The organism is Euzebyales bacterium, assembly GCA_035461305.1.
Taxonomy (GTDB): Bacteria; Actinomycetota; Nitriliruptoria; order Euzebyales; family JAHELV01; genus JAHELV01.
Genome location: DATHVN010000218.1, coordinates 1 through 5,598 on the forward strand (window position 1 = coordinate 1; position 5,598 = coordinate 5,598).

Sequence of the window (5,598 nt, forward strand, 5' to 3'; positions counted from 1 at the left end):
CCGGGCCAGTTCCTGACCGTCCGTCAGATCAGCGAGGCGCTCGACGCCGACCTTGCGTACACCACGGTGATGACCCTGCTCACGCGACTGCATCGGAAGGGCTTCCTCGAGCGGCAACTCGAGGGCCGTGCCTGGACGTACCGTCCCGTCATGTCGCAGAGCCAGCATGCGGCATCCGCGATGACGGCCGCGCTGCACGACAGTGACGACCATGCCGAGGCGCTGTTCCACTTCGTCGAGCGGTTGACCCCCGAGGAACAGCAGCAGTTGTGTCGAAGCTAGAGGATGGCGATCGATGACCGTTGCGCTGGCGCTCGTGGCGCTGGGCCTGGTGACCCCGTACCTCCTGCGCCGCATGGACAATCGCGCACCGACCGTCGTCGTGATCGCAGCGCACCTGGCGGCCCTCATGATCGTCTGGCTCGGCATCCTCGACATCGCTGTCGGTGCTACCGGCCTCTCGCACCGCCTGGTCGAGTTCTGCACCCTGGCGCTTCACGATCCACCGGCAGGCGGTAACCTCCGTGTGATCGTGGTGATGACCGTCGTCATTGCTGCGATGGTCGGGCGCGCGGCCCACCTCTGGTGGCGGACCGCCCAGACGACCCGCCGGGCACGCCGCAGGCTGCTCACGATGGCCACGGGGAGGATACGCGACGTCACGTTCGCGCCGATGGGATCGGTGGCCTGCACGGTCGGCCTTCTGCGGCCCCGTGTCTTCGTTGACAACACGATGTTTCCTGCGCTGCGGCCGTCCCAACGCGCCGCTGCTCGCCCACGAGCGCGGACACGTTCGCGGACATCACGGCCTGATCGACCTTGCGGCAAGGTGCATGGCTGCCGGCCTGGCGCCGTGGCCCGGCGCGCGGCTTGCGCAGCGCGACGTCCGACGGCATCTCGAGGCGCTCGCGGATGACCGGGCAGCGGCCTTCACCAGCAGGCGAACCGTCGCGAGCGCAATCGTGACGGCCGCGACCATGCCGCCGGAACCTGCGCTCGGTGCCGCTGGCTGGTCCGCTTGGCGCGTCGACCGCATGCTCGACCCGCTTCCGCGAAGGTTGCACCCGCTGGCTGCCACGGCAGTCGCCCTGATCCTGCTGTCGGCCATGGCCCTCGTGCAGACGATCGGTCACGCCGTGGCCGGGATCCACCTCGTGCCACTGGCGTTCCCAGCGGTCTAGGCCGATCCCGTGTGGCGGGCGGCCGCGGCGATCGGAGGCCGACCGCGAGCACGCCATACCGGGACCGTCCGAGTACGACGACGATCGCGAGCTGGAGCGAGCCACCGACTCCACGCATCCAGTGCCACCCAGATGTTGGAGCACGGATAGCGTGCCTCGGGCGCGCCAGCCGGGACGGTTCGGACACCACTGGGACAGCATCCGACAAGACCCTTGGCGCTCGTCGGCCGAGATGGGACCCTCGACGAACCGGAGGGCGGCGGACCGGTCGTGTACGTCTGTCCCACGCCATCCGGAGGTCGTCAGCGACGGCTCCTGGAACGCGTCCCAAGTGCGGCATTAACCATACAGCATCGCAGCCCGACGGCGCGGACCGGAGCCGATGCGCCAGCGGCCCCCACGACCACGGCCACGCCGATGCCATGGCGGACGGCATCGAGTGGGAGAATCTCATGCCGGACGTCAACACGGGGACGACCCCGGCCAACATGCGGTGGAAGCTCGTCGACCGCGACACCGGCCGGGAGCGATCCGGTGGAGCTTCGACGCCGGCGATCAGGTGAAGATCCGACCGGTCAACGAGCTGGAGTCCGACCACCCGATGCACCACCCGTTCCATTCCACGGCGAGCGCTTCCTGGTGCTGTCGAGGGATGGCTTGCGCGAGCCGAACCTCGTGTGGAAGGCCACCGTCCTGGTTCGCACTGGCCAGACCGTCGACATGGACGCATCCAACCCAGGAGTCTGGATGGCGCACTGCCACATCGCCGACACATGGAGCTCGGGACGATGTTCAGCTTCCAGGTGCGCGGCCGCGCGTCGTGACGCGTCACGACGACGTCGTGCTCCGCGCCGTCACGTGCAGGCGCGGAGCACCACGTCAGACATCACGGCGACCGCCCGTTCGAACGCGTCGACGGGTACACGCTCGTCGTCGCCGTGCACCGTGGCGAGCAGCTCCGGTGTCACCACGAGCGGTGTCCAGCCGTACCCCGTCGCGCCGCGCGCGCGGAAGAAGCGCACGTCGGTGATCCCGGGCGTGAGCGACACGGTCGCGATCGCATCCGGGTCGGTCTCCCGCGTGGCCCGTTCGAGGATGGGAAGCAACGGCCCCGTGCCGCTGACGGGACCGCGGCCCTTCTGCACGACGTTCGAGACGCGCCCTCCACGGCGGCGCGCTGTGCTGTCGAGCGACGCGACGAACCGGTCGACGTCGGTGTCGGGCAGCAGCCGGCAGTCGAACGAGGCGCGGGCCTCACCCGGCACGACGTTCGACTTGTACCCGGCCGCCATGCCCGTCGGCGTGATCGAGTCCGACAGCAGCAGCCCGAGCGCACCGGCCCCGCGCATCCGCCGCGCGACGACGCGGACCACCGCGCGGCCCGCCGGCGACGCGAGCGCGCGCAGGACTCCGACCATCGACCCCGACGCCGCGGCCGCGAGGGTGGAGAACTGCTCGCGCATCACCGGATGCACGCGCGGCGTGCCGAAGCCCGCGATGTCGCCGACGATCGCAGCCAGGTTCACGGCGGCCTGGTCGTGGGGCGGCAGGGCACCGTGCCCCGAGTCGCCCGTCGCGACCACCTCCAACCACACCGCGGTCTTCTCCCCGAGAGCGATCGGGACCACCGGCGCCGCGAGCATCCCGCTGACACCGTAGGCACCTTCGCCCAGCACCTCGGGTGGCGGGCGACCATCACCGAAGCCGAGCAGATCGGCGTGCTCGTCGAGCAGCCAGCGTGCGCCCTCGTCGCCACCGGCCTCCTCGTCCGCGGCGACGACGACGATCACCTCGCGGGTCGGCGCGTTGGCCGACCGCGCCAGCGCCGCGGCTGCCGCCGCATGCATCACCGTGATGCCCTTCATGTCCAGGGCGCCACGGCCCCAGATGACGCCGTCGACCTCCTCCGCACCGAACGGGTCGCGACGCCACCGGTCCTCCTCGACGGGCACCACATCGCTGTGGGACAACAGCACCAGCGCCGGGCGACCCCGCGGTCCGTCGACGCGTGCGACGAGGTTCGCCCGTCCCCCGGGAGAGACGAGCGTGCGGGTCTCCAGCCCTGCATCAGCGAGATGGGCGCCGACCTGCTGGGCGACCGCCGCCTCGTCGCCGGGCGGGTTGACCGTGCGCATGCGCAACAGCTGCTTCAAGAGCTCCACCGACTCCATGCGCGCAGCCTACCAACAGCGGGATCGCGCGGGCATCGGGCAGGCGGGCCTGGATCGCAAGCACGGTCACCTCTAGCGCAGGACGCGCTCGCAGCCCCGGCTGGACTGCTGCCCGACGAGGTCGAACCGTCGATGGAGATGGACGCGTTCAGATCGTGCTGATCATCGCCTGCCGACACGCGCTCGGGGTGGCATCCCGCTCATGACGTCGATCTCGACAGCGAAGTCTGCGCGCAGCGGCATGCTGATCACGGATCGGCTGGCGCTGGAGCGGATGCGCACGGTCCACGTCGTGTGTTCGACAAGACCGGCACGCTGACCCGCGGGCAGCACGCGGTGACCGGCCTGGTTGCCGTCGACGACGCCGACCGCGTGCTCGCGCTGGCTGACGCTGACGCTGCCGAGGCAGACAGCGAGCACCCGGTGGCACGTGTCATCGCCGCGCTGCCGCGGACCGCGGTATCGCCGGGAGGCACTGGAGGCTCTGCGGCGCGGAGCGCGCCAGACGGCCGGGTCTCAGCGGCCGAAGCGCCGCAAGCGCAATGAGTTGGTGACCACGCTGACGCTCGAGAACGCCATCGCCGCGCCCGCCACGATCGGCGACAGCAGGCCGAATGCGGCGATGGGGATCGCCAGGGTGTTGTAGCTGAACGCCCAGACGAGGTTCTGCCGGATGGTGCGTTCGGTCGCCCGTGACAGCTCGATCGCCGTGGCCACACCGTCCAGGTCGCTGCGCATCAGCGTCAGGTCGCTGGACTCGATCGCCACGTCGGTGCCGGTGCCGATCGCGATGCCCAGGTCGGCCTGCACCAGCGCGGGCGCATCGTTGACGCCGTCGCCGACCATCGCCACCGTCCGCCCGCGGGCCTGCAGCCGGGCGATCTCGTCCTGCTTGCCGTCGGGCAGTACCTCGGCGAGCACCCGGTCTATGCCGACCCGCGACGCGATCGCGGCGGCCGTGCGGTGGTTGTCCCCGGTGAGCATGGCGGTCTCGATGCCCATCGCGTGCAGACGGGCAACCGCTCGTGCGGCGTCGTCTTTGAGGGTGTCGCCGACCGCCACCACCCCGCGAACAACACCGTCCCAACCCGCGATGACCGCCGTCGTACCGTCGCGCTCGCAACGCTCGGCGGCGTCGTCGAGCACCTCGGGCAGCACGAGACCAGCCTCGGCGGCCAGCTTGCGGGTGCCAACCCACACGGTCACGCCGTCGACGTCGGCGCGCACCCCGTGCCCGGCCATCGCCGCGAACGCCACCGGCCGGTGCACCTCGAGCCCCCGATCGCGCGCCGCGGCGGTGATCGCGGCACCGATCGGATGTTCGCTGTCGGCCTCAGCCGCCGCCGCGCGCGCCAGCAGGACATCCCGGTCGGTGCCGGCGTCGGCGAGGAGGTCGGTGACCGCCATCTCGCCGCGCGTCAGCGTCCCCGTCTTGTCGAACACCACCACGGCGACGTCGCGGGTGCATTCCAGGACCTCGACGCCCTTGATGAGGATGCCCAGGTCCGCACCACGCCCGGTGCCGACCATCACCGCGGTCGGCGTCGCCAACCCTAGGGCGCACGGACAGGCGATGATCAGCACACTCACCGCAGCGGTCAGGCCATCGATCGGCCGGCCTAGCGCCAACCACCACACACCGAACGTGACGAGCGCGATCACCAGCACCACGGGGACGAACACGGCCGAGACCCGATCCGCCAGTCGCTGGGCCGCGCCCTTGCCCGACTGCGCCCGCTCGACCATCGTCACGATCCGCGCCAGCGCGCTGTCGGCGCCGACGGCGGTCGCACGCACCGTGAGCACGCCGCTGGTGTTGAGCGTCGCGCCGCTGACCTCCGACCCCGGCGACTTGTCCACCGGCACGCTCTCCCCGGTCAGCATCGCTTCGTCCACCGCGCTGGCGCCCTCGACCACCTCCCCGTCCACCGGCACCTTCTCACCGGGGCGGACCCGCACGACGTCGCCCACCCGCACACGCTCCACCGGCACCAGGTACTCGAAGCCATCCGAGGCGACCAGCCGCGCCTGCGAGGCGCCGAGCTTCAGCAACGCCTCGATCGCGGCTCCCGCCCGCCCCTTCGCCCGCGCCTCCAGCCAACGGCCCAACACCAGGAACGCGATGATCAGCACCGCGCTCTCGAAGTACAACGGACCACCCGCGAACAGCTGAACCACCGAGAACCCGAACGCCGCCAGCGTGCCCAACGCGATCAGCGTGTCCATGTTCGCCGTGCCCCGCCGCG

6 protein-coding genes are annotated in these 5,598 nt (G+C 71.0%); 3 read left to right on the forward strand and 3 right to left on the reverse strand.

Annotated features, from left to right (window positions below):
* The 3 genes from VK923_19945 to VK923_19955 form a co-directional block, all read left to right on the forward strand.
* Positions 1-282 (forward strand): BlaI/MecI/CopY family transcriptional regulator (locus tag VK923_19945; protein ID HSJ46950.1); only part of this gene is annotated, 282 nt, incomplete at its 5' end.
* A 551-nt stretch (positions 283-833) separates the two neighbouring features.
* A complete protein-coding gene (locus tag VK923_19950) occupies positions 834-1,181 on the forward strand; it encodes a hypothetical protein (GenBank protein ID HSJ46951.1) in 348 nt (115 codons plus the stop codon).
* Positions 1,182-1,603: 422 nt separating this feature from the next.
* Positions 1,604-1,744, forward strand: a complete 141-nt coding sequence (locus VK923_19955; GenBank protein HSJ46952.1) for a hypothetical protein — start codon at positions 1,604-1,606, stop codon at positions 1,742-1,744.
* Positions 1,745-2,035: 291 nt separating this feature from the next.
* On the opposite strand, the gene VK923_19960 is transcribed toward VK923_19955, so the two are convergent.
* From VK923_19960 to VK923_19970, 3 genes are all read right to left on the reverse strand, one after another.
* The gene (locus VK923_19960) at positions 2,036-3,352 is read right to left on the reverse strand and encodes a M20/M25/M40 family metallo-hydrolase (GenBank protein ID HSJ46953.1); all 1,317 of its coding nucleotides are present in this window, start codon (positions 3,350-3,352) and stop codon (positions 2,036-2,038) included.
* Between the two features lie 162 nt (positions 3,353-3,514).
* Positions 3,515-3,772 (reverse strand): hypothetical protein, encoded by a 258-nt coding sequence (locus tag VK923_19965; protein HSJ46954.1) that lies wholly within the window; start codon positions 3,770-3,772, stop codon positions 3,515-3,517.
* 96 nt (positions 3,773-3,868) lie between these two features.
* On the reverse strand, positions 3,869-5,598 hold a 1,730-nt coding region (locus tag VK923_19970), incomplete at its 5' end, for a copper-translocating P-type ATPase (protein ID HSJ46955.1).